This window comes from uncultured Merdimmobilis sp., assembly GCF_902471145.1.
In the GTDB taxonomy this organism is placed as follows: Bacteria; Bacillota; Clostridia; order Oscillospirales; family Ruminococcaceae; genus Merdimmobilis; species Merdimmobilis hominis.
On the sequence record NZ_CABRJC010000018.1, the window covers coordinates 15,000 to 37,127 of the forward strand.

General features: G+C 58.5%; 20 protein-coding genes. 11 read left to right on the plus strand and 9 right to left on the minus strand.

Annotation, left to right across the window (positions count from 1 at the left end):
- The first annotated feature begins 391 nt into the window (after positions 1 to 391).
- The 9 genes from alaS to RDQ42_RS08530 all read left to right on the plus strand — a co-directional run bounded on the left by alaS (position 392) and on the right by RDQ42_RS08530 (position 10,778).
- The gene (gene alaS, locus RDQ42_RS08490; RefSeq protein ID WP_231358319.1) at positions 392 to 3,049 is read left to right on the plus strand and encodes an alanine--tRNA ligase; all 2,658 of its coding nucleotides are present in this window, start codon (positions 392 to 394) and stop codon (positions 3,047 to 3,049) included.
- Positions 3,050 to 3,133: 84 nt separating this feature from the next.
- Positions 3,134 to 3,472, plus strand: coding sequence for a histidine triad nucleotide-binding protein (locus tag RDQ42_RS08495; RefSeq protein ID WP_054332174.1), 339 nt, complete (start codon positions 3,134 to 3,136; stop codon positions 3,470 to 3,472).
- A gap of 54 nt (positions 3,473 to 3,526) precedes the next feature.
- Entirely contained in the window at positions 3,527 to 4,063 is a 537-nt protein-coding gene (locus RDQ42_RS08500; protein WP_054332175.1) for a phosphoribosyltransferase family protein, read from the plus strand.
- Positions 4,064 to 4,081: 18 nt separating this feature from the next.
- Positions 4,082 to 5,971 carry a ComEC/Rec2 family competence protein gene (locus RDQ42_RS08505; RefSeq protein WP_269215264.1) on the plus strand — a complete coding sequence of 630 codons (1,890 nt, stop codon included), beginning with the start codon at positions 4,082 to 4,084 and terminating at the stop codon, positions 5,969 to 5,971.
- 74 nt (positions 5,972 to 6,045) lie between these two features.
- Positions 6,046 to 7,119, plus strand: coding sequence for a DNA polymerase III subunit delta (gene holA, locus RDQ42_RS08510; protein WP_231358320.1), 1,074 nt, complete (start codon positions 6,046 to 6,048; stop codon positions 7,117 to 7,119).
- Positions 7,116 to 7,700: a toprim domain-containing protein gene (locus RDQ42_RS08515; RefSeq protein ID WP_054332179.1), complete on the plus strand. Its 585-nt coding sequence runs from the start codon at positions 7,116 to 7,118 to the stop codon at positions 7,698 to 7,700. Before holA ends, RDQ42_RS08515 begins: the two co-directional genes overlap by 4 nt.
- A 138-nt stretch (positions 7,701 to 7,838) precedes the next feature.
- Positions 7,839 to 9,167, plus strand: a complete 1,329-nt coding sequence (locus tag RDQ42_RS08520) for an MBOAT family O-acyltransferase (RefSeq protein ID WP_071428298.1) — start codon at positions 7,839 to 7,841, stop codon at positions 9,165 to 9,167.
- 9 nt (positions 9,168 to 9,176) lie between these two features.
- Positions 9,177 to 10,268: a DHHW family protein gene (locus RDQ42_RS08525; RefSeq protein WP_054332184.1), complete on the plus strand. Its 1,092-nt coding sequence runs from the start codon at positions 9,177 to 9,179 to the stop codon at positions 10,266 to 10,268.
- Between the two features lie 165 nt (positions 10,269 to 10,433).
- Complete coding sequence (locus RDQ42_RS08530; RefSeq protein ID WP_308588544.1) at positions 10,434 to 10,778, plus strand: helix-turn-helix transcriptional regulator; 345 nt, start codon at positions 10,434 to 10,436, stop codon at positions 10,776 to 10,778.
- Between the two features lie 77 nt (positions 10,779 to 10,855).
- Here RDQ42_RS08530 and RDQ42_RS08535 read toward each other — a convergent pair whose 3' ends face one another.
- The 5 genes from RDQ42_RS08535 to RDQ42_RS08555 form a co-directional block, all read right to left on the minus strand.
- Positions 10,856 to 11,212, minus strand: coding sequence for an MmcQ/YjbR family DNA-binding protein (locus tag RDQ42_RS08535; RefSeq protein ID WP_054332186.1), 357 nt, complete (start codon positions 11,210 to 11,212; stop codon positions 10,856 to 10,858).
- Between the two features lie 18 nt (positions 11,213 to 11,230).
- Positions 11,231 to 11,782, minus strand: coding sequence for a flavodoxin family protein (locus RDQ42_RS08540; protein ID WP_071428300.1), 552 nt, complete (start codon positions 11,780 to 11,782; stop codon positions 11,231 to 11,233).
- A gap of 130 nt (positions 11,783 to 11,912) precedes the next feature.
- Complete coding sequence (locus RDQ42_RS08545) at positions 11,913 to 12,962, minus strand: PTS sugar transporter subunit IIC (RefSeq protein ID WP_231358322.1); 1,050 nt, start codon at positions 12,960 to 12,962, stop codon at positions 11,913 to 11,915.
- Between the two features lie 155 nt (positions 12,963 to 13,117).
- Complete coding sequence (locus RDQ42_RS08550; RefSeq protein ID WP_231358323.1) at positions 13,118 to 13,966, minus strand: response regulator; 849 nt, start codon at positions 13,964 to 13,966, stop codon at positions 13,118 to 13,120.
- On the minus strand, positions 13,963 to 15,246 hold the full coding sequence (locus RDQ42_RS08555; RefSeq protein WP_231358324.1) for a sensor histidine kinase: 1,284 nt from the start codon (positions 15,244 to 15,246) through the stop codon (positions 13,963 to 13,965). The genes RDQ42_RS08550 and RDQ42_RS08555 overlap by 4 nt, the downstream gene beginning before the upstream one ends.
- 306 nt (positions 15,247 to 15,552) lie before the next feature.
- Here RDQ42_RS08555 and RDQ42_RS08560 point away from each other — a divergent pair, with 306 nt between their 5' ends.
- Positions 15,553 to 16,230 carry a phosphoribosylaminoimidazolesuccinocarboxamide synthase gene (locus tag RDQ42_RS08560; RefSeq protein WP_071428303.1) on the plus strand — a complete coding sequence of 226 codons (678 nt, stop codon included), beginning with the start codon at positions 15,553 to 15,555 and terminating at the stop codon, positions 16,228 to 16,230.
- Positions 16,231 to 16,315: 85 nt separating this feature from the next.
- On the opposite strand, the gene RDQ42_RS08565 is transcribed toward RDQ42_RS08560, so the two are convergent.
- The 3 genes from RDQ42_RS08565 to RDQ42_RS08575 all read right to left on the minus strand — a co-directional run bounded on the left by RDQ42_RS08565 (position 16,316) and on the right by RDQ42_RS08575 (position 19,545).
- On the minus strand, positions 16,316 to 16,762 hold the full coding sequence (locus RDQ42_RS08565) for a threonine/serine exporter family protein (RefSeq protein ID WP_071428304.1): 447 nt from the start codon (positions 16,760 to 16,762) through the stop codon (positions 16,316 to 16,318).
- Between the two features lie 13 nt (positions 16,763 to 16,775).
- Positions 16,776 to 17,534 (minus strand): threonine/serine exporter family protein, encoded by a 759-nt coding sequence (locus RDQ42_RS08570; protein WP_071428305.1) that lies wholly within the window; start codon positions 17,532 to 17,534, stop codon positions 16,776 to 16,778.
- A 412-nt stretch (positions 17,535 to 17,946) separates the two neighbouring features.
- Positions 17,947 to 19,545, minus strand: coding sequence for an amidohydrolase (locus RDQ42_RS08575; protein ID WP_308588545.1), 1,599 nt, complete (start codon positions 19,543 to 19,545; stop codon positions 17,947 to 17,949).
- A 579-nt stretch (positions 19,546 to 20,124) separates the two neighbouring features.
- On the opposite strand from RDQ42_RS08575, the gene RDQ42_RS08580 reads away from it, so the two are divergent.
- Positions 20,125 to 21,432, plus strand: a complete 1,308-nt coding sequence (locus tag RDQ42_RS08580) for an APC family permease (protein ID WP_231358326.1) — start codon at positions 20,125 to 20,127, stop codon at positions 21,430 to 21,432.
- Between the two features lie 93 nt (positions 21,433 to 21,525).
- Here the strand turns inward: RDQ42_RS08580 and RDQ42_RS08585 are convergent, their stop codons facing one another.
- Positions 21,526 to 22,107, minus strand: coding sequence for a DUF3783 domain-containing protein (locus tag RDQ42_RS08585; protein ID WP_054332194.1), 582 nt, complete (start codon positions 22,105 to 22,107; stop codon positions 21,526 to 21,528).
- Positions 22,108 to 22,128 lie beyond the last annotated feature (21 nt).

The window sequence follows — 22,128 nt, forward strand, 5'->3', positions numbered from 1 at the left end:
TTTATTTTACAAATAATTGTGTAGAATCCATAAATGGAAGGGCGCGTTGTTGACAAGGCTGGGCTGGAACGGTATAATCAAACCAGCAACCAAATAAAGAGGATGCAGCGATGGGAAAAACCGCCGCCTGCACCTGCGGGTAGAGAGAGGAAGGCCGCGGCTGAAAGCCTTCCAAAGCAGGTGGGAGCAGCGGGAGCCGCCCCGGAGCACCCCGGTGAGGAATCGGGGCGTGTACAGCGCGTTATGCTGTGTAAAGTGGCGCCGGTTTCCGGCGCAATTTGGGTGGTACCACGGAATGCACAGGTTGGCTTTCGTCCCTTTTAGCGGGGGATGGAAGCCTTTTTTGTTATTCCACAGCACATGATAAAATGAGAATAGGAAGTGACTTACTATGGAATGGACCGGTTTAAACGACCTGCGTGAAAAATTCCTCAAATTCTACGAGAGCAAAGGCCACGTCATCCTGCAAAGCGCCCCCCTGGTGCCCAAGGATGACGCCAGCCTCCTGCTGATCAACTCCGGCATGGCACCGCTGAAAAAGTACTTTTTGGGTGTGGAGACCCCCCCTGCCCGCCGCGCCACCTCCTGCCAAAAGTGCATCCGCACCCCCGACATCGAGCGGGTGGGCAAAACCGCCCGCCACGGCACCTACTTTGAGATGCTGGGCAACTTCTCCTTTGGCGATTACTTTAAGCACGAGGCCACCAAATGGGCCTGGGAGTTCATCACCCAGGAACTGAAGCTCCCAGTGGACCGCATCTGGGTCTCGGTCTATGAGGACGACGACGAGACGGTGGACATCTGGGTCAACGAAGTGGGGGTAGACCCCAGCCACATCGTCCGCCTGGGCAAGGAGGACAACTTTTGGGAGATCGGTTCCGGCCCCTGCGGCCCTTGCTCCGAGCTCTACTTTGACCGCGGCGAGGAATACGGCTGCGGCAAACCCACCTGTGGCGTAGGCTGCGACTGCGACCGGTATGTGGAGTTCTGGAACCTGGTGTTCTCCCAGTTCGATTCCGACGGGGAAGGCCACTACACCCCTATGGAACATCCCAACATCGACACCGGCATGGGTCTGGAGCGGATCGCCTGTATCATGCAGGGGGTCAACAACCTGTTTGAGGTGGACACCGTCCAGCGGATCATGAAGCACATCGCCGGCATCGCCGGGGTGGAGTACGGCCAGGATGAAAAAACCGACGTCTCCCTGCGGGTCATCACCGACCACATCCGCAGCACCACCTTTATGATCGGGGACGGCGTTGTCCCCACCAACGAGGGCCGGGGCTATGTGCTGCGCCGCCTGCTGCGCCGGGCCGCCCGCCACGGCCGCCTGCTGGGCATCCACGAGCCCTTCCTGTACAAGGTCTGCGAGACGGTCATCGCCGAAAATGAAAAGGCCTACCCCGAGCTGCGGGAGAACCAGGACTACATCGTCAAGGTCATCCACAACGAGGAGGAACGGTTTGCCAAGACCATTGACCAGGGCATGGAGCTGCTGGGCGACCTCATCGACCGGATCGAGGCAGAGAGCCTCAGTGAGGAGGAGAAAATCCTCTCCGGCGAACAGGCCTTTAAACTGTATGACACCTTCGGCTTCCCCATCGACCTGACCCGGGAGATTTTGGAGGAGCGGCACATCGGCCTTAACGAAGAGGAATTCACCCGCTATATGAACGAACAGAAAGAGCGAGCCCGGGCTGCGCGAGCCGCCATGGGCGACGTGTCCTGGGAAGAGGACATTCTCGCCCCATTTAAAGACAACAAAACCGAGTTTGTCGGCTATACCGAGAGCGAGAGCGACGCTAAAATCCTGGCCATGGTGATGGATGGGCAGCTGGTGGATTCCATCAGCGAAGGGGACAGCGCCACCATCCTGCTGAACCGCACCCCCTTCTATGCCGAAAGCGGCGGCCAGGTGGGGGACATGGGCCTCATTCTGGGGGGCAAATGCGTCTTTAAGGTGATGGACTGCAAAAAGTCCGCCTCCGGCCTGTATATGCACATCGGCGTCATGGCTTCGGGCATGTTCACCACAGGGGATGAGGTCCACGCCTCGGTCTCCATGGCCCGCCGCCGCGCCATCATGCGCAACCACACCGCTGCCCACCTGCTACAGGAGGCCCTGCGGGAGGTCCTGGGCAACCACGTCCACCAGGCGGGTTCCTATGTGGATGAAGCGGTCTGCCGGTTCGACTTCTCCCACTTCAGCGCTATGACCCCTGAGGAGCTGGACCGGGTGGAATACCTGGTTAACGACATGATCCTTTCCTCCATGGACGTCAAGGTCGCGGAGATGAGCATTGAGGAAGCCAAAGCCACCGGCGCTATGGCCCTCTTTGGGGAGAAGTACGGCAGCGTGGTGCGGGTGGTCAACATGGGCGGCCGCTCTATCGAGCTGTGCGGCGGCACCCATGTGGCCAACACCGGCAACGTGGGCCTCTTCAAGATCGTCAAGGAGTCCTCGGTGGCAGCGGGCGTCCGCCGGATCGAGGCGGTCACCGGCCGCGGGGTGCTGCGGCTGATCGACACCGCCAACGCCACCCTCCTGGAGGCCAGCAGTAACCTGAAGCTCTCCAATCCCGCGGAGCTGGTGGCCAAAACTGCGGCTATCACCGCCGAGCTGAAGGCCAAGGACAAGGAGATTGAGCGGCTGACCCAAAAACTGGCCGATGTCCAGGTGGACGGCCTGTTCGGCTCCGCCCAGGAAATCGGCGGGGTGAAGTTCGCCATGGCTGGCTTCACCGGCACCAAACCGGACGCCCTCAAGACGATGGCCGACCGCATCAAGGAGCAGGCCCCCAACATGGTGGCTCTGCTGTACACCGTGGTGGGGGAGAAAGCCTCCATTGTGGCGGTCTGCGGCAAAGAGGCCCAGGGCAAGGGTCTGCACGCCGGCAAGCTGATCAAGGAATTCACCGCTCTGGTGGGTGGCAGCGGCGGCGGCCGTCCCGATGTGGCCATGGGTGGCGCCAGCGAGATCCTCAAATTGGATGAAGCTGCGGCCAAAGTTCCGCAAATCATTGAAAAAATGGTAAAAACCAAGTAAAATAAAAGGGAAGAAGCCTTCGCCCGGCGGAAAAATCCCCGGGCGGGCACCCCGATATACCCATGGGAAAGGAGGAAATTGGATATGGATTGTCTATTTTGCAAGATCATCGCCGGGGAAATCCCCTCCAAAAAGCTGTATGAGGACGAGAAGGTCCTGGCCTTTTACGACATCGACCCCCAGGCGCCGGTGCATTTTCTGGTGGTCCCCAAGGAGCACATCCCCTCTCCTGCCGCTATCGACGGGGAGAACTGCGCTGTAGTGGCCCACATCTATGCGGTTATTGCCCAGCTCGCCAAGGAATTGAAGCTGGAAAAGGGCTACCGGGTGGTGGCCAACTGCGGGGAGGACGGCGGCCAGACGGTGGGCCACCTCCACTTCCATGTGCTGGCGGGCCGTTTGCTGGCCTGGCCTCCCGGTTAACCGCACCTTTCTTTGCTCTCTTCCCCCAAAATTTGATTTGGAGATGAATGTTGTATGGACCATTACACCCTGCATGTGGCCGGCTTGACCCGGGAACTCCCCATCTGCCCGGTCAACGAGCATCTTTCCATCGCGGCGTTTATCATGTTCTCCGACGTGGAGCTGACCATCGCCTGCGCCAAAGAGCTCCTGGGCAAAGTCCCGGAGTTCGACGTGTTGATCACCGCGGAATCCAAGGGCATCCCCCTGGCGTATGAGATGTCCCGCCAGTCGGGGAAAAAATACCTGCTGGCCCGCAAGAGCGTCAAGCTCTATATGAAAAAGCCGGTGGCGGTGGATGTCAAATCCATCACCACTGCCAAACTTCAGACCCTGTACATCGACAGCGACGATATCGCCTCGATGGAGGGCAAGCGGGTGCTGATTGTGGACGATGTGGTCAGCACCGGGGAATCCATGGCCGCGTTGGAGCAGCTGGTGCACAAAGCCGGCGGCAAGATTGTGGGCAAAGCTGCCGTCCTGGCAGAGGGCGACGCCATGGAGCGCAAAGATTTGATCGTGCTGGCCCCCCTGCCGGTGTTTGAAAAGTAGCCCAAATAGGTGATTGAGATGAAGAGACCGTTTTTTCCAGTGGGAATTTCCTTCCTAACTGCGATGGCGGTCTCTTTTTCCTTTGGCGTCTTTGGCGGGGTGGGGATGCTCCTACTTCTTCTGCCCCTCGCCTTGGTGCTCCGCGGGGAGTCCCGGCGGGTACTGGGGCTTGTCCTGGCGGCGGTGGCCATAGCGGGGCTGCTGTTTCAAGGGCATTTGTGGCTGCGGTTTGAGCCGGCAGCCCGGCTGGATGGGCAGACCCTTCTCTTCACCGGCACCGTTCTGGAGCGGGAAAAGGCGGGCCGGGGAGAGCGGTACCAGCTCAAAGGGAGGTTCCCCCAGGTGGAAGGGGTGGGGGGGACTGCCATCCAGCTGACCAGTTTTTCCGGCTGGAATCTCCTCCCGGGGGAGGAAGTAGAAGCCCTGGTGGAGCTTTCTGCCCTCTCCTTTGACACGGCCTGGGGGCGAAGCGCCATCTCCCGGGGTGTTTATCTGGCTGCGGAACCGGTGGGGGAGCCGAAGATTGTCCCCATCCCCAGCCACCCAGTGGAGGGGAGGCTCGCTCGGTACCGCTGGGAGCTTGGGCAGAGGATTTCATCCGCTGTGGGCGGCCGGGAAGGCGCTCTTTGCACCGGCATGGCCTTGGGAGATGGAGGTCTCCTCTCCAGAGAGGACAGCAGGGCTATGCGGGGTGCGGGCCTTTCCCATCTTCTGGCAGTGTCCGGCTTCCACTTGGTGGTGCTCACCGGCCTTTTGCGGCAGCTGCTGAACAAATTCCGGGTCAAAAAGCGGTGGAAAATCCCCCTTTTACTGGCTCTCACCTGGGGGTATGCCGCCCTTTTAGGATTCCCCGTCTCCATCCGGCGGGCGGCGGTGGTCTTTACCCTCTCCTTGTTGGCGGAGGCGGTGGACCGCCAGGCCGACGGCCTCACCTCCCTGGGGGTGGCGGCCTTACTCATCGGGATGATTGACCCCTTCTCGGCAGGAAGCCTTTCGGTGCAGATGACCTTCCTCTCCTCCCTGGGCATTCTCCTATGGACCGGGCCGGTGGTTCGTTTCCTGGAGGGGCGGGTGCTCTTCTTCCTGGGGCCGCGGCTTCCCCGGGTGCGCTGGGCGGTGGAGGCGTTTGCACTCTCCCTGTGTGCGGGGTTGGCCCTTTCGCCCTTGCTGGCCTACCATTTTGGGGTGGTGGCCCTCTATGGGCCCCTTGCCGCAGTGTTCACCGCCCTATTGGTGCCTCTGGCATTGGGAGCAACGGCGGTTTTGGCCTTGCTGCCTATGGCGGAGCCGTTGGCCGCGCCTTTGGCCCGCTTTGCCGCTGCCGGGATTTTACAGGTGGCCCACGGGGTATCCTCCTTGCCCGGGGCGGTTTGGCCGGCGGGGGATGGGGCTGTTCCCTTGGTTTTCGCCTTCGCTGTGGCGCTGCTGATGTTCTTAGCCCTAGCGGAAGCGGAGGGGAAAACCGTCCGACTGGCGGCTTTGGGGTTGGCGGCGCTGCTCTTCGGGGTGCTGTCAGTGGAGCAGATTCTTTCCGCCGGAACCATCCGCCAGGTGGGGATGGAGGGCTGGGATGGATTGGTCCTTCTGCGCCAAGGCCGGGCAGTTGTGGTGGGAAGCCCTGGGGGCGCCTCCTCCGGGGAACGGCTCTGCGACCTGCTTGACCGCTATGGGGTGGAGGGCCTGGATCTGTTGGTCCTTCCCCGCAAGGCGGAAGGCACAGGACTTGACCTCCTGCTGGAGGAACACCCCGCGGCCTGCATCGTGGCGGCGGGGTCAGAGGAATACCGGGAGGGGCTGGCCGGGGAGGCCCAGGTGATCCCCTACGGCCCCATGGAGATCCGCCTTTTGGGGGAGGGGAGGCTGTTCCTCCTGCCGGGCGGGGAGGTCCGGGTGGAACGGGAAAAATAAGCGGTTAAAAAGTCCCCAAAAGTGTGCTATAATAATCGTTGATTGAGAAACACGAGAGGAAAGGGGGCGCCGCTGTGGCTGCCTACGGTTCCAAATCCGCCTATGAAGGGGAGGAACGGCTGCTGGCCGATTTGAAATCCGGCCAGTTCAAGCGGGTGTACCTCCTATTTGGGGAAGAGGACTATCTGAAAGAATACTACTTCAACAAGCTGGTGGGGAAGATTGTAGACCCTGCCTTCGCCAGCTTCAATTTGACCCGGCTGGACGGCAAAAAATTTTCAGCGGACGCCCTCTTTGAAGCGGCGGAGGCCCTGCCCTTGATGGCGCCCCTGCGCTGTGTGGCGGTGGATGACCTGGAGCCGGAGAAATTCTCCCCCACCGAGGCCAAAAAGATGGAACAGCTCCTCTCCGACCCGCCGGAGAGCTGTGTCATCCTTCTGCGGCTGGCGGCCAAAAAGCCCGACCCCAAAAAATCTGCCCGGGTGAAGAACCTCATTGCCCAGGTGTCCAAAGTGGGGGCGGTGGTGGAACTCGCCCCCCGGGACCGCACCAAGGTGATCCGGTTTGCCGTGGCCCGCTGTGACAAGGAGGGGTGTATCCTCTCCCCTCAGCTGGCGGGGTATCTGGTGGACCGCTGTTCCCAGGATATGTGGCTCCTGTCAGGGGAGATCGCCAAGCTCTGCGCCTATGTGGGAGGGGGGGAGATCACCAAAGAGGCCATCGACAAGGTGACTACCCAAGCGGTGGACGCGGGGATCTACGACCTCTCCCGGATGATTTTAAAAGGGGATTACGCCGGGTCCCTCGCCATCCTTTCCGACCTGTTTTACCTGCGGGAGGAGCCCACGGTGATCTTAGCCACCCTGTCCTACACCTTTGTGGATCTCTACCGGGCTAAGATTGCACGGGAGGCAGGGGTGGATTCCGGCCGCATCGCCGAGGATTTCGGCTACCGGGGCCGGGAGTTCCGGGTGAAAAACGCCCTGCGGGATTCTGCCCGCTATTCGGTGGAGTTTCTGCGCAAAGCCCTCTCCCTCCTGGAAGAGGCGGACTACCGGCTGAAAAGCTCCCGGGCGGACAGCCGGCTCATTGTGGAGCAGGCGGTCACCGAGCTGTTTTACACATTGCAAAAAGAGGGAAGCCATTGATCAAGATAAAAGAAGCCATTGTGGTGGAAGGCAAATACGACAAGATCCGGCTCTCCAGCCTGGTGGATGCCACCATTGTGGAGGCCGGGGGATTTCACATCTATAAAGACAAAGAAAAGCTGGAACTGCTGCGCCTGCTGGCCCAGCGGACCGGCCTTGTGGTGCTCACCGACTCGGACGCCTCTGGGTTTAAGATCCGGAGGTTTTTAAACGGGGCCATCGGCCCCCAGCACCTCAAACATGTATACATCCCCGATGTCTACGGCAAGGAGCGGCGCAAGGCCCAGCCCTCTGCCGAAGGGAAATTGGGGGTGGAGGGGATGACCACCCAGGTGCTGCTGGAGGCTTTCCGCCAGGCGGGCCTCCTCTGTGAGGAAGGGGCTCCCCGCACCGGGCGGCCCATCACCAAACAGGATTTTTATGAGGACGGCCTCACCGGCGGGGCTGGCAGCGCCCAAAAAAGGCAAGAGCTTTTGAAGCGGCTGGGCCTGCCGGAGCACCTGACCACCAACGCCATGGTCACCCTCTGCAACACCATGCTCACCTATGAGGAATACCGGGAGGCCGTGTCCTCCCTTTGACAGGCAATTGGGGGGGCAGAAGCCCTTTCTATGGGTTTTCCGCTTTCCGGCTGGCCGTGCGGCTTCATAAATTGGGAAAAAAGCGGCGGGGAGCACTCCTCCCCACATTTTAAAATACGTGAGAAAGGGGGCGGCGGCGTGCCCATCGATTCCTTGGGGTTTGTCTATCTGTTTTTGCCGGCATCTATGGCGGCGTACTATCTCACCTCCAACCGGTACAAGAATTTTGTGCTGTTGGTGGTCTCCCTGGTGTTTTATGGGATGCTGTTCCCCACCATGCTGCCCATGGCGCTGGGCTCGCTGCTGTTTGATTACCTTGTGGTGCAGCTGCTGGCCCTTTGGGAAGGGAATCCAGCTTGGAGAAGCTTGGCCGCCGGCGCCTCGGTGGTGAAAAACATGGGGATGCTGCTGGCCTTGGGCATGTTGGCCCGGCCACAGGCGTTGATGGCCCCCGCCGGCCTCTCGGTGATCAACCTGACCTCCATGGGCTATGTGCTGGATGTCTACGACCACGAGGCCCCGGCGGATTCCAGCTTTGTGCGCTACGGCATCCTCTGCCTGTTTTTTGGCAAGGTGTTTGTGGGCCCGCTGGTCACCTACAACCAGCTGGCGCCCCAGCTGAAAAAAATCCGGCCCTCCCTGTCTGGCATCGCCTCCGGTGTGGTGGCCTTCACCATCGGCCTGGGCAAAAAGGTGATCTTGGCAGACAGTGTCACCGCCCTTTATGAGAGCCTGCGGGCCACCCCCCTTTACGAGATGACCTCCATGGCCGCCTGGGTGATGGTGCTGGCCTTTGCCTTTGCGCTGTATTTCACCCTTTCGGCTTACAGCGATATGGCCCGGGGGTTGGGCAAGATCTTCGGCCTGGATCTGCCCCAAAACTTCTATTACCCCTACCAGGCCCGGACGGTCACCGAGTTTTTTGGCCGGTTCAACATGACGGTCAGCGAGTACTGGAAGCGGTACATCCGCCTGGGCCGTCCCGATGGCAGCCACGCCCGGCTCACCGCCGCCTTTGAGGCCTTGTTTGTCACCGCCTTGTGGGGGGTGTGGTTTGGTTTTTCCCCCAACTGCCTGGCCTTTGGCCTGTTGATCGGCGCCTTGGTATTGGTGGAGCGGCATCTGACCGGAAAGCTTCTCAGGGCCATCCCGCCGGTTTTTTCCCGGATGATCACCTTCTTGGTGGTCATCCTGTCCCTGGTGTTTCTGCTGGGCGGGGAGTGGAGCCAAATTGCGGCCTATCTGCGGATGATGTTCGGCCTTGGGAGCCGTCCCGCCACCGACGAGACCTTTTTATACCTCATCAGTTCCAATTACCTGGTGCTGCTGGGCTGCCTGTTCCTCTCCACCAGTTCAGCAGACATGCTGGGCCGCTGGATCAAGAAAAACTATCCCCAGCTGGACGATGGGCTGACCGTTGTATTCAATATCGGGCTGTTGGTGATCACCACCGCCCTGCTTTTGTGAGGTGAGGCCATGTTATCCAAACGAATTTCCGCCCTGCTTCTCCTCTCGGCCATCTGCCTCTCCTCGGTGTATATTGTGATGCGGGGGGGCTTCTTCCAGCGCCGTCCAGCAGAGGAAGGGGTAACCCTTTCCCAGGCGGCGGATGACTTTGTGGGAAACAACTTCCCCTTTGGGGAGCAGCTGAAACAGCTGGCCACCCGTTTCCGCCTCCTCTCCGGACAGTGGGAACAGAACGGGGTGTATATCACCGACGGCCACCTTCTGGACAATATCCAGGAGAAGGACCCCACCATCGGCGATGAAAACATCCATGCCATCACCTCCTTTGTGGAGACCAACAAGGTGCCCAGTTACCTGATGCTGATTCCCACTTCGGCAGCTATCCACCAGGAGGAAAAGCCCATGTATGCCCCCTTGACCAACCAGCGCCGGTATATCGAGGATGTGTACCGCAGTATGACCGGCCGGGTTTCCACCGTGGACGTCTACCAAACCCTGCTCAACCACCGGGAGGAAGGGATTTACTACAAAACCCAGTCCAACCTGACCGGCCTAGGGGGGTATTATGTCTATTCGGTGTTGGCCCGGCGGCTGGGGTTTGAGGTCAACCCTCTGGACTGGTATGAAATCCAGTACAGCCCCGGAACCTATTATGGGGATTTATACCAGCGGGCTCCCTATAAAAAGGTGGCCCCGGATTTGGTCTCATTCTTCCATTTTTCCAAGTACCGGCGGGAGTACCGGGTGGTCCACATCTACCCCAATGAGGTAAAGACCTATTACACCCTGTACCCCTCCCATCTCCTATCAGGGGGCCAGCCTTTTGACAGCTTTTTGGGGGGGATTTCCCCCATTGTCAAAATCACCTCCACCGCGCCTTATGACCAGCGGCTCCTCCTCTTTGGGGACCGGACGGCGGCCAGCTTCCTGCCCTTTTTGTGCAACCGGTACCGTGAGATCACGGTGGTAAATCTGTCCGGCACCACTCCCCAGATGATCGCGGACCTGGACATCCGCCAGTACGACCAGATCGTCTTCACCTATTCGGTGGACACCTTTATGAACGACCCCTCCATCACCAATGTGCTGGACGCCAAATAGCCCTTTTGGGAATTCCCTGTAAGAAATTGCAAAGAAAGCCCCCGCTTTTGAAAGCGGGGGCTTTTTATTTCTACAAAAGGTGAGATCACTTAGTTGTCATATAGACTATGCAACACTTTTTTTGTGGTATATTGATATTGTCACAAAAACAAGGAGGTAGATGGTATGGCTGCTAAGCAAGAGAACAAAGCATTCTATATGGAGGTCGGCAACCGCGTGCGGACGGTGAGGGAAAACCTGGGATTGACAAGGAAAGAGTTGGCGGGCCGAATCGGTCTATCGGAATACTTCTTGGTTTCAATAGAAAATGGCAGAAAAGGAATTTCTATTGCGACGCTGTGCAAATTGTCCAATACCCTTTGCACGCCAGCCGAATTCCTTTTGACAGGGCGGGAGAGTCCCTCAGATGTGACAAGTATTACGGCTATGTTATCAACAATGGAGCCCCGCGTTGTAAAGGGCGCAGAGAGAATTTTGAAAGCCTATCTGCTTGCCATCCGCGGTATTTGACCGTTGCGGTGCCAGGCCAAAAGAGAAACTCCCCCGGGGTACATCTGCCCAGAGGGAGTTTCCTTGTCTTTTGGGTATTAGCGGGTCAGGTCAAAGCTCAAATCCAGTAAGCTGCGGATGGTCTCTGGAGGGAAGGGGCTGTCCAGCAGAATGGTGATCCAATGTTCCTTGTTCATGTGGTAGGCGGGCAGCACCCCAGGTTCGTGGCGCAGGGGGCCGATCATCAGGGGTTCACACTTCAGGTTGAGGACATCCACCGTACCCTCCCCCTCCAAATGGAGCTTGCATCGGGGCACCTCCATCACCACAGCGAACCACTTCCGGTTGTGCCGGTGGCGCAGCACCCCGTAGGTGGGGTGCTTCTCCCAGGGGTATTCCGGCTGGGCGCCGTAGGTTTCGGCGGCGTAGGCGAGGATTTCCTCCCGGCTCATCATAGGGCTTCGCCTCCAGCATTACAGGATGGACTTAAAAGTGAGGCCCTGGGCCTGATGGGCTTCCAAGATGGAAAGCCGCTCCCGGAACCGCTCGGCCGCCATGGCGATGTCCACCGGGGTGGGGTGGAGGGCGGACACTTTCCAGCGGATTTCATTCTCCGGGGTGGCAGCTACCTTGCCATCCGGGCCGGGGGTGCGCCACTTTTTCAGCATGGCCGGAGAGAGGGCCCCGTTGCAGACAAAGCTGCCCAGGATGGCGTTGTCCTCCTTTACCAGGTCGATGCCCTTTTGCACCAACCCCCAACCGTGGTTGGTATCCGGGTGGTAAGCCAAGGTGGCGAACACCCCTACCGCCTTTCCGTGGATGGTCTTTAAGAATTGCTGGACATCCTGGCCGGGGGCGCCTTGGTTGGCCCAATAGCCCACCAGGATGGCGTCGTAGCCCTCCAGGCTGGGGGCTTCCTGGATGGTGGCCAAGGTCTTTTCCTCGTAGGGCAGGGAGGTGAAAATCCCCTCGGCCAGCCGCTTTGTCCCGCCGGATAAACTGGAATAGGCAACCAATACACGCATGTAAGACAACTCCTTTTCGGTCAATTTCGCTTTCTTTCAGCGTACCGGGAAAAGGCGTGTTTGTCAAGCGCTCTTTCGGAAGCAAAAAATTCCCCCGGCCAAACAGCCAGGGGAGAAGGAAGGCTTTTGTTTAGTTGGTGCCGCCGGTGGGAACTTCCGCCACGGAAGGCTCCAGGATTTCTGGCGCGCGCTGGAACTTTTTCTTAAAGACCATGCTGCCCAGAAGGCCAGCGATGGTGCCGCCCAAAATGGCCAGGGCCAAGGCCGCAACCACTGTCACCGGCGCATTGAAGGCAAAGGGGGCCAAAAGGCCGGGGATGGGGGAAGCAGTGCCCGGGGCGTTGTTGACGATGTTGAGGCAGGCGGCTGCAACGCCGGCCAAACCTCCGCCCAGGAAGTTGGAGCAGTAGATGGGGATGGGGTTTTGGGTGATGATGTCCGCCTGGGTCAGGGGCTCCAGCATGACAGCGATCACATTGCTGCGGTTGCCCAGTTTCAGGCGGTGGAAGATGATGCCGTTGGTGAAGGAGCCGCCTACGCAGGCGATGGCGGCGATGCCCATTGCCAAACCTTTGAGGCCCAGCATGGCGGTGAGGGCCATAGAGCTCAAGGGGGAAGTGCAGATCATCTTCATGATGCCGCCCAGGAGGAAGCCCATGACAATGGGGGACTGGCTGGCGGCAGCAGTGATGGTGTCGCCGATGGCCATCAAAGTGGAGTTGACAAAGGGGTCCACGGCGATAGCGATGATTCGGGCCAGGGGGGCGATGGCCAGAGCCCCGGCAATGGTGTCAAGGCCGGCGGGGAGGTGCTTTTCCAGCCAAGGGGCGGCAAAACCCACCACATATCCGGCGATGAATCCAGGCAGGATGCCATAGCCGCCCACGGCCACACCGGCCACTACCGCGAGGACCGGATTAGCCCCCATGCTGATGGGCACCATGATGGCAGCGGCTACACCGCCCATGCTGCCGGAAACCGAACCCACCTCCTGGAAAAAGGAGAGGTGGAGCAGGTCGCCGGTAATGTATTTGTGTACAGCTTCAATCAAAAAGGTGGCGATGGCCGCGTTGGCCATGCCGCTCATCGCCTGCTGGCCCTTGGGCATCTTCAGGCTGAAGAGGGAGAATGCGGCCAGGGTTAGAAGAAGCAGCCCTATGCCAGAAAGAATGGTAAACATATTTTGCAGTACCTCCTGTTGGGTTTTTGTTGACGATTCCAAAATACCCGATTGGTTACAGGAGGTTTCAGCCCGTGACAAAAAATCCGACAAGATTTTTCGGCAAAAATGAAATTTTGTACAAGAAATCAAAAATACCGGTCTTAAATTTGTCACTAATTTTGACAGTAGGCCACCAGCGCACTGAGAAAACTTTTGATAAACACCTTGCCGTGCTGGTCGGTGCGGCCGCGGATACAGTCCATCTCCCGGCGGACCTGTTCAAAGTTGTACAAGGTGCTGGCGTATTCGGTAAAAATCTCGTTGGTGTAATCCTCCAGCCCCAAGTTGGCCAGGTTGATAAGGCCGGTGCTGGCCGCCCGGCGGATGCGCTGCTCCACCGATTTGGGGTTCTGGCTGAACTTCCCGCACAATTCCCCTAAAGTGGAAGAGCCCAGGTCTTCGCCATGGGTGATGAGGTAATCCACCAGTTGCTGGATGTCCCGGCTGCCCAGATCCCCGATGATACCCAACCGCTGGAGCACCGTCTTCAGCTTGGCCAGGTGGGGGGCCTCCTGGGGCTTGGGGGCCGCCGGCTGGGGGGCCAGCTGCACCTCCTGTTGGAAGAGGTTCTGCATCTTGAGAAAAGCCCGGTTCATGGAAAGGCTGGCTGAAACCTTTTTGATCACCGTCTCCAGCTCCACGCTGTTGACCGGTTTTTGGACAAAAAATTCAATGCCTTTTTCATAGGCGTCGGCGATCATATCCTTGGAGGACACCTGGGAGAGCATGATAAACGCCAGCTGTGGGTGGCTTTTCCGCGCCTCCTCCACAAAGGTGAGGCCGTCCATCACCGGCATCAAAAGGTCGGCGATGACAATGTCCGGGGTAAGGTCCCGCAGGTCCTCCAGGGCGTCGGCCCCGTTGGAGGCGGAACCGATCACCCGCCCCAGGCCCCGCTTTTCGACGATCATTCCCACGATAGCCAGCACATTGCGGTCATCATCAACGAGATAAAAATTCATTCCGTCACCTCCATGGATTGTTTGGGTATTTCTAAGGAAAAGACAGCTCCCTCCCCGGCGTTTTCCACTGTCAGGCGGCCCCCCAGCTCGTGCTCCACCAGGTCGAGGACCAAAGGGAGGCCCAGGCCGCGGCTCACCGCCCCGGTTTCAAAGTTGATTTTGGTGGAGAAGCCGGGGGAGAAGATCTCAGAGAGATATTCCTTTGGCACCCCGCCGCAGTTGTCCGACACGGTGACAAGCCACCGCCCGCCTTCTTCCTTGGCCTTGAGGGAGAGCTCCACCGGCCCATCCTCTTTGGCCTCCAAGGCGTTGGTAAACAGGTTGCGCAGGATGCTCATGGTGTAGTAGGGCTTGTTGACCAAAAAATCCCGAGAGAGCTCCACCGTGAGGCGCACCTCCTTGCCCGCGGCCTTGGCCTCCCGTTGGAGGCTCTCCTCCAATATGCCGCAGATCTCCCTAAGGCCCATCCGCTCCTTGTCCAGGTCGGCGTCCAGGGCCTCAGAAATCCCCCGCAGGATCATCCCATATTCCTTCTTTACCTCGTGGATGTCCTTGGCCACCGTCAAGGCGGCGTCGGCCAGGGCAGGGTCGTGCCCCTCTTTTTTCAGCCGGTCATACAGCCGGTAGGAGGTGTTCATCGTCTCTTCAATGAGGGAGGCGTTTTTCTGCATCCAGACCATCTCCCCCCGCAACTTGGAGGTGAGCAGGAGGAGTTTGCGGTACCGCTGGGCGTGTTCCTTTTTCAAGAGGGAGAAGCCGTACAGCTCAAAGGCGGCCAGCAGCGCGGCAGTGAGGAGGCTGCGCCCCAGGGCCACCAGGATGAGGCGGGGCTGGATCTCCATGGCGAAGACCCCGGTCCCCAGCCGGAAGGAAAGCTCAGTCAGGTTGGCCAGGTAGTCGATGCCGGTCAGCACCGGCAGGAGGAGGGCGTAATCCTTGTGCAGGCTCCTCCTGCGCAGGTACCCGTACAGGGAAAAGCCGTAGACCAGGTAGAAGAACATCTCCGGCCCATAGGCGGTGAGGACGCCCTGCCAGCTGTCGGTGGTCAGCCAGTGGTAAGCCGACCGGAAGAGGAACACCCCCGGCGCACAGAGCAGGGTGACCACCGGCAGGTTGAAACCGGACAGCAGGTAGGAAAACACCGGCAGCAGCACCACTGCCACCGAGATTTTAAAATCGCTGACAAACAGGTTGATGTTGAGCTGGGCCGCCAGGATGATGGCCAGCGCCGGAATCAAATTGAACGAAACCGAATCGGGAAGCCGCTTGCTTTGCCCCATGCCGGTTCACCGCCTTTCCCATTCCATTGTGGGGATTTCCAGATTTAGGATTCCCTTTTATTATAGCGAACAAACGCGGGAGCTTGTCAAGATGCAGGAAAAAATCTTTTCCAGCCGCAGAAAACTCCTTTTTCACCAATGTTTTTGGGGGAAAAGCCGACATGAAATGGGAGAAAAAGAGATTTTTTGCCATTTCCTCAAGAAATTATTGCAAAAGGGATTTCAAAACCTGCTAAAAAATGCTATGATAAAGCGTATTCATTGTTCTAAGTTGAAACTTTGCAATATGAACAGGAGGATTTTTGGATGAAACAGGTATACCAGGGCAAAACCAAAGACGTGTTCGAGTTGGACAACGGCAACTACATGCTGAAATTCAAGGATGACGTTACCGGGGAAAACGGCGTGTTTGATCCCGGTGCCAACACTGTGGGCTTAAGCATTGACGGTATCGGAAAAGCCAACTTGAAGACCTCTGTTTATTTCTTTGAGATTTTGAAGGCTGCTGGCATCAAAACCCACTATGTGAGCGCTGATGTAGAGAACGCCACCATGGAAGTCCTCCCCGCCAAAGTGTTCGGCAAGGGATTGGAGGTCATCTGCCGCTACCGCGCGGTTGGCAGCTTCCTGCGCCGCTATGGCGCTTATGCCAACGAGGGCGACAAGCTGGATGCCTATGTGGAAGCAACCCTGAAAGACGACGACCGGGGCGACCCCCTGATCACCTGTGAAGGGCTGGAAGCTCTTGGCATCATGACCCGGGCCCAGTTTGATTCGATGAAAGAGCTGACCCAGAAAATCTCCGGCATCGTCCGCGACACCCTGGCCAAGAAGGGTCTGGAGCTGTACGACATCAAATTTGAGTTTGGCTACCACAACGGCGAGGTCATCTTGATCGATGAGATCGCCTCCGGCAACATGCGGGTTTACAAGGACGGCGTCATTGTCGATCCCATGGACCTGACTGCCATGATCCTCAAATAAATCCTTCTCTTGAAAAAAGCCCCCGGAAGCAGGTCCTGCTTCCGGGGGTGTTTTTGTTTTGCTGAGGGTCTAACGCGGCGCCGGGTTAAGCTGTTTTCTGCCGGGAGAGGCGGATGGTGCGGAAAAGCCGCACGCTGGAGGAGACAAACAGCACCCCCATGGCCAGGGAGCCGGCGATGCCGAAGGTGTGCATCCCGGTGCTGATGAACTGGTCCACCTGGCCGGAGATGCAGTATTCCATGGTGTAGTAGATGCCGTTCCCTGGCACCAGCGGCAGGATGGAGAGGATGAGGAAACCGGTAACTGGCGCTTTAAATACCCGGGCCATGCACTCCGAATAGGCGGAGATGACGCAGGAGGCGATGAAGAACTGCAACAGGTCGCTGTTGAGGCCGGAGGCCAGCAGGTAGACCAGCCATCCTAAGGAACCTCCCAGGGAGGCGACCACCATGTGTTTGGGGGAGCGGATGTCAAAGACAATGCAGAAGCCCATACAGGCCATAAAGATGTACAAACAGGAAAGATAACGCATCGGTGGGCCCCCTTTACAATAAAATCTGGGAGAGGGTGATGGCCATGCCCGCTCCCAAAGCGATGGCGGTGGCCACCAGCAGCGCCTCGGTCAGCTTGATCAGCCCGGCGATCAGATCCCCGGCGATGATGTCCCGCATCACGTTGGTGATGGCAATGCCGGGCACCAGGTTCATCAAGGTGCCGATGATCATCTTGTCCGAGTTGTGGGCAAGGCCGATCCGAACAAAAAAGAGGGCGATTACTGCCGCCGTCCCGCTGGCGATGATGTTGGTAAAAAAGCTGTTGGCTTCAAATCGGGACATGTTGTGGAGCACCAGCTTCACCCCGATGCCGCAGAAGATGGCGAAGCAGGCGTCGGTCAGATCCCCGCCGAAAAACAGGGTGAAGGAGAAAGAGATGAGGGCAAAGGCAAACAGCTGCTGCCAAAAGGTGTAGCCGGTGCACTGGTCGATGCGGCGGATTTCCCGGTGGACCTCCTGGAACTCCGGCCGTTCCCGGCAGATGCGGCGGCACAGGGCGTTGAACTGGACTACCTTTTCCAGATCCATCCCCAGGCCGCGGATCCGCCGGATCTTGGTCAGGGAGTGGCCGTCTTCATCGCAGACGGTGACAATGATGCAGCTGGGGATGACAAATACCTCGGCGGTGAAGATGCCGTAGGCTTCAAAGATGCGCTGGATGGATTCCTCCACCCGGTAGATCTCGCCGCCGCTTTCCAGAAGGCGGTACCCGATCTCGGTGGAGATGTTGAGCAGCTCGTCGTAGTTCATGGTTCTCTCCCATACAAAAAGAATTGGCGCCGCAATGGTTCGGCGCCAGAGAAAGGGGAAGGCCCTGCCATTGCCACAAACAAGGATTATAACAATGGAATGAGGGCTCCTTCCCCAATGGTTGTTGTGCTACAATAATCGCTTTGCGGTTGTTGTAGCCTGGGGTGGGCAGGGACTGGAAAAATTTCGGTACGGCTTTGCCGCAGGAGGGCGCACCGCCCGAAAGAAATTTCTTCCCCAATAATCGCTTTGCGATTATTGTAGCACAGCCTCCCCCTGCAAAACAATGGATATTCTGTAGGATTGCTTTCCCCTGTGGCGAAAAGAATCGGCAAAAGAGCACAAAGCACAGAAAAAATCCGCTGGGGTGAAAGTCCCAGCGGATTTTTGCCGCCCCGGTGCAGAGGCGGAATTATGCTTTGGTGTAGATGGGTTCGCCCTCCTTGATGGTGGACAGAACTTGGATGGAGCGCAAGTCTTTGGGGTCGATTTCCAAGGGGTTTTGGTCCAGGATGACCAGATCGGCCAGTTTCCCCTCCTTGAGGGAACCCTTTCGGTCCTCTTCAAAGTATTGGTAGGCGGCGTTGCAGGTAATGCCTTTGAGGGCGTCATACACCGAGACTTTTTCCTCCTCGGCCAAGGGAACTCCCGCCCGGGTGACCCGGTTGACGGCGCACCACAAGGTGGTGATCATGTCCGGCAGGAGAACCGGGGTGTCCTGGTGGAAGGTGTACACCACATGGTTGCGGATGGCGCTTCCCGCCGGGCTCACATGGCCGCCCCGCTCCTCGCCGAAGTTTTTCAGGTGGACATCCCCCCAATAATAGGTGTGGGCCACATAGATGGAGGCCACCATCCCCAGTTTGGCCATCTCGGCCAACTGATCGCCCCGGGTCAGCTGGCAGTGGATCATCACCGGCCGGCCGTCGGCGGGCTCTCCCAGCTTTTGTGCTGCCGCCTTGTAGGCGTGGATCATCTGGTCGCTGGCGGCGTCGCCGTTGCAGTGGGCTAGAATCTGCCGGCCCTCCTTCAGGGCAGTTTCCATAAAGCCTTCCACAGTGGCGTCATCGTAGATGGGATACCCTTTATAATCCGCGTCTCCGCCCAGATAGGGTTTGGTCATCCAAGCGGTGCGGCCTTGGGGAGAGCCGTCCAAAAAGATTTTATACCCGCCGATTTTCAGGTGGTTATGGTACTGCTCGATGTAAGAGGGATTTCCCTCCATCACCTCTTTGGCGTTTTTCAAATCCACATAGGCGATGGTGTCCAGCTTAAGCCGCCCTTGCTGGGCCAGGGATTCCAATAGCTTCCATTCGGCGGCACGGGTGGCGCCGTCCTGGGCGGTGGTGATGCCGAAACTGGCATAGATGTTCTGGGCTTCCTCCATCTGGTCCATCAGCTGTTCCAGGGAAGGGCGGGGCATGCGGCTGGAGGCCAAGACGATAAAGGCATTCTCCTCCAGATAGCCGCTCGGCTCTTTGGAACCCTCCACCCGGCCGATCATCCCGCCGGAAGGGTTTTCGGTAGAGGCGTCGATGCCCAGCTTCTGGAGTCCCAGGCTGTTGGCAACCCCCATGTGGCCGGAGCGGTGGGCGATGAGCACCGGGTTTTGTGGGGCGGCTTTGTCCAGGGAGAATTTATCGGGGTGGCGGCCTTCCTCCAGGGTGTTGTGGTCATACCCCCGGCCGATGATCCACTGGCCGGGCTGGATATTCCGCTCTTTGCGGTAGGCGTCGATCCGCTGGGCAATTTCATCAAAGCTGCCCACATCATCCAAATCCACTAAGCCAAGGGTATTGGCGAAAGAGGTGATGTGGCTGTGTGGGTCGATGAAGGCGGGGAGGAGGGTGTGTCCCTTCAGGTCGTAAAGCTGCGCATCGGGGCAGAGGGCCAAAAGCTCCTCTTTTTCGCCAAGTTTGCGGATTTTGCCGCCCTCAACCAGCAGGGCGGATGGGGTGCTGTCCGGCTCCATGGTGATGATGGGGCCGCCGAAATAAATGGTTTTGTTCATGGGGTCCTCCTTACAATCCATATAAAAACTGAATATATCCAGTTTGGTACAAAGTCAGTATGGTCATCCTACCGCGAAATTATGGCACCGGTGTGGACATGGCTGGGAAAATTTGTGAATATACTAGGGGGAGACATCCATTCCCTTGGCTCCCTAGGGCCTGTAGCCCCGCGAGGGCATCCGCGCCAGCGGAAAAATCCTTCGCTTGAGGTGTGGAAACCGCTAAGAAGGATTTTCCGAGCGTACCCATTGTGGCACACAAAAATAGGGGGATCGGGGTCTCCCCGGCGGGTTTTGCTTCCTTTTATCCGCATAAAAGGAAGTGCCGGGGGTGTGAGGGGCTGGCAGGAGGGCCCCTCATCCCTGCGGGGTGCAGGGGCGCTAGGCGCCCTGCATATCCACTGCTTGTGCTTAGTATAGCACAGAAATAGGGGGAATTTGGAAAAAAATTTGTAAAATTCGGCGGGTGTTTTGGCACAATACACACAAAAGGGAAGTGGCCGGCAGAATTTGGCAGTTTGCCAGCGAAAAAACCGCGAATACTGTTAGGGTGATTCCAGCAAAATTGGGAGGCGCAGTATGAACAGCAATACCCCAGAAAAAAGTTTAACCTTTTTGGAGGCGTTGTCCCTGGTTGTGGGGATGATCGTCGGGTCCGGTATCTTTTTGAAGAGCGGCGTGGTGCTGGCCGAAGCTGGCTCCATCCCCATGAGCATCGCCGCCTGGATCACCGGCGGTGTGATCACCCTGGCTTCCGCCCTTACAGTGGCGGAGATCGCCGCAGCCATCCCCAAAACTGGCGGCCTCTATATCTATTTGGAGGAACTGTACGGCGAGCCGGTGGGATTCCTCCTGGGCTGGGTGCAGACGATGATCTCCTATCCCGCCTCCATCGCTGCCCAGGCTATTGCCTTTGCCACCTATTTTACTATTTTTGTCCCTATGACCGCCGCCCAAAGGCAGATTTTAGCGGTGGGGGTCCTGTTGTTTCTGCTTGCGATGAACATCATCTCCACCCAGTTCGGCGGCCGGATCCAGCTGGCGGCCACGGTGGGGAAACTGCTGCCCATCGCGTTGATTGTGGCCTTTGGCTTAGTGCTGGGCTGGGGAGGGACATCTTCCATCCAGCAGCCCCTTCCGGCAGGGACGGGGTTTGGCGCTGCGGTGCTCAGCACCCTCTGGGCTTATGATGGGTGGATCAGCGTCACCAATGTGGCTGGGGAGTTGAAAAACCCGGCTAAGGATCTGCCGCGGGCCATCGGTACAGGGGTGTTTTTTGTCATCGCCACCTATCTGCTGTTTAATCTGGCCATCTTCCGGGTGCTGCCTATGGCGGATATTGTGGCATCCTCTACCCCTGCCGCCGACGCCGCAGTGCGGATTTTTGGCAGGATCGGCTCCACCATTGTGGCCTTAGGGATCATGGTGTCGGTGTTTGGTTCCATCAACGGCCTGCTGATGACCGGTTCCCGGGTGCCGTACTCCATGGGTTCCCAGGGGCTGTTCCCTTTCGGCAGGCTGTGGGGCTGGGTGAGCCCCCGGTTTGATACCCCTTTCTTTTCCCTGCTGCTCATGGGGGCAGTGGCCCTCTTTTACCTCTTTTCCGGCACCTTTGACACCTTGACCAACTTATTGGTCTTTGTGTTGTGGATCTTCTTCACCATGGGGGTGGCGGCCATCTTCCGGCTGCGCCGTGTCCACAAGCCCAGACCCGGTGGTTACCGGGTGCCCTTCTACCCCTTGACCCCCATTGTGGGCCTTTTGGGCGGCGTCTACATTTTGGGGAGCACCATCTGGAACCAGCCCCTTCAATCCCTGGCGGGGCTGGGCATCACCTTGGCGGGGCTGCCGGTTTACTACCTGACCCGCTGGAAATCCGCCCGATAAAGAAAAAGCGCCCGCTGTATAGGCGGGCGTTTCTTTACCCCTTAGGGGATTGGGAGCCACTCGGGGGAGGCTGTGGGGGGAAGGACAATTTCATCAGCGCAGGGCGCTGCGGGCGGCGAGCAGGTTTTCCAAAGCCGCAGTCAGGCTTTCGGAGGTGGGCTCCTCGGCGGATAGGGCGCCTTTGGCGGCGAAAATTGCCTGGTTGAGGGAGTTCCACAACACTGGATCCTGATTTTCCTCCGGCAGGGATTCCGCTTCCCGGATCAGTGGCACCAACCGGGAGTAAACCTCCATCACCTCGTGTTCCCGGCGCAGCTCCACCAATAACTGGAGGATGGGCCAACCTTGGTTGGATTCGGTGAGGACGGCTTTCAGGTCGATTTTGGGCACCCCCGCCTTGCGCAGCTGTTCCAAGAGGGCATTGACCTGAGGGGAGGTGAAGTGGCACATCCCCAGGAATTCACAGTCCGGGGCCTGTCCTTCATAGGGTGGGATCGCCGGGTCGGGGGAAGCGGCCAGCGCTCCAAAGGTCTGGTTCAGCTGGCTGGGGGAAATCTCCCGGTAGGGGAGTCCGGCGGCGTCCAACGTCCGGCGGAGCAGCTGCCCCTTGGGGGTGGAACCGCCCAAGCGGTACAGGAGCACCAGCGGGCTCTTAGCGGGAATTCTGGCTTTCATAATTGGGTTGACCCTCCCATC